At 50.3% G+C, this 362-nt stretch carries 3 tRNA genes; all 3 read left to right on the plus strand.

Annotated features, from left to right (window positions below):
* The first annotated feature begins 15 nt into the window (after window positions 1-15).
* The 3 genes from EL84_RS30545 (at window position 16) to EL84_RS30555 (ending at window position 331) form a co-directional block, all read left to right on the plus strand.
* Window positions 16-107 (plus strand) — tRNA-Ser (locus tag EL84_RS30545).
* Between the two features lie 9 nt (window positions 108-116).
* Window positions 117-188: transfer RNA gene (locus EL84_RS30550), tRNA-Glu, on the plus strand.
* Window positions 189-255: 67 nt separating this feature from the next.
* Window positions 256-331, plus strand: a tRNA-Val gene (locus EL84_RS30555).
* Window positions 332-362: the final 31 nt, after the last annotated feature.

Raw genomic sequence — 362 nt, forward strand, 5'->3', positions numbered from 1 at the left:
TTCGGGGAGCCATATGGAGAGGTGTCCGAGCTGGCCGAAGGAGCACGATTGGAAATCGTGTAGGCGTCACAAGCGTCTCGAGGGTTCGAATCCCTCTCTCTCCGCCATAATATTAAGGCCCGTTGGTCAAGGGGTTAAGACACCTCCCTTTCACGGAGGTAACAGGGGTTCGAATCCCCTACGGGTCATAATAACTTCAAAAAAAGAAGTTGATTTTTACAACAAGATTATGGTATGATCATAAATGTGTTGTTCGGAGGCTTAGCTCAGCTGGGAGAGCATCTGCCTTACAAGCAGAGGGTCGGGGGTTCGATCCCCTCAGCCTCCACCATATAAACTTTATAACGACGCGGGGTGGAGCA

The organism is Paenibacillus sp. VT-400 (assembly GCF_001029205.1).
GTDB classification, from domain to species: domain Bacteria; phylum Bacillota; class Bacilli; order Paenibacillales; family Paenibacillaceae; genus Paenibacillus; species Paenibacillus amylolyticus.